The organism is Serratia sp. HNCC26DJ206, assembly GCF_057180605.1.
In genome coordinates this window covers 1-613 of the sequence record NZ_JBXUGP010000130.1, presented here as the reverse complement: position 1 = coordinate 613, position 613 = coordinate 1, and the positions used below count along the sequence as shown (strand labels likewise).

The 613-nt window shown below is 57.3% G+C and carries 1 protein-coding gene; it reads left to right on the top strand.

Annotated features, from left to right (window positions below):
- Positions 1 to 10: 10 nt before the first annotated feature.
- Positions 11 to 613 (top strand): beta-barrel domain-containing protein (locus tag AC2A1E_RS24260; protein WP_484385885.1); only part of this gene is annotated, 603 nt, incomplete at its 3' end.

Sequence of the window (613 nt, the reverse complement as noted above, 5' to 3'; positions counted from 1 at the left end):
ACCGAGTATCGTGAATGACGAAACCCAGGCTTACAGCGCCCAACTGAGAACCCTGAATGAGAGCGTGGATGCGCTGAAGAAAAGCCTGTCGCTGGCGGAAAACGAGGTACAGCTTTCTGCCCCCCTGGCCAAAAAAGGCCTGGTGTCGGAGGTGGAAATCCTGCGTCTGCGCAGGCAGGCGAATGAGTTCCAGTTGCAGATTGCCGAACGCACCAACCGTTTTCGCTCGGATGCCAACAGCGAACTGAACAAGCTGGAGTCCGAACTGGCCCAGGCAGAGGAAATTTTGCGTGGCCGCGAAGACGTGATGCAGCGCACCACGATTGTTGCCCCGGTGCGCGGCACGGTCAATAACATCCGCACTACCACCCGGGGCGGGGTGATCCAACAGGGGGCGGAAATCATGACGATTATTCCGCTGGAAGATAACCTGCTGGTCGAAGCCAAGGTTAAACCGGCCGATGTGGCCTTTATTCACCCAGGTTTGCCTGCCACGGTCAAAATCACCGCGTACGACTATGCCATTTACGGTGGGTTGAGCGGCGTGGTGGAACATATCAGTTCCGACACCCTGGTGGATGAAGAGAAAGCCCGTTCTGGCCGCGGGGATTCA